General features: G+C 33.1%; 1 protein-coding gene. It reads right to left on the bottom strand.

What is annotated here, in order from left to right; genetic code table 11:
• On the bottom strand, positions 1–287 hold a 287-nt coding region (locus HMPREF2578_RS07945), incomplete at both ends, for a recombinase family protein (protein ID WP_176743749.1).

Here is a 287-nt window from a genome sequence, read left to right as displayed (position 1 = left end):
TAAAAAGGGTTTGAGATGATGTAGGTAATGGATGAAATACTAAACGGTTTACCTTTCTTAGTTACATAACCTTTGTGATTTAATGCATTCGCAATCTTACGATAACCATGACCTTTAGCGTATGACTCAAAAATATATTTAACAATATTTGCTTCATGTTGATTGATCATGAGCTCTTTTTTACTGTCAGGTACTTTATCATAGCCTAGAGGCAAATTACCTTGGTAATAACCTTCAATGGCACGTTGTCTTTGACCATTAAACACGTTTTCTACAATAACGTTTCT

Source organism: Staphylococcus sp. HMSC072H03 (assembly GCF_001809305.1).
In the GTDB taxonomy this organism is placed as follows: Bacteria; Bacillota; Bacilli; order Staphylococcales; family Staphylococcaceae; genus Staphylococcus; species Staphylococcus hominis.
Note: the sequence above shows the minus strand (reverse complement) of the source record. Positions and strands in the feature narration are given on the sequence as shown.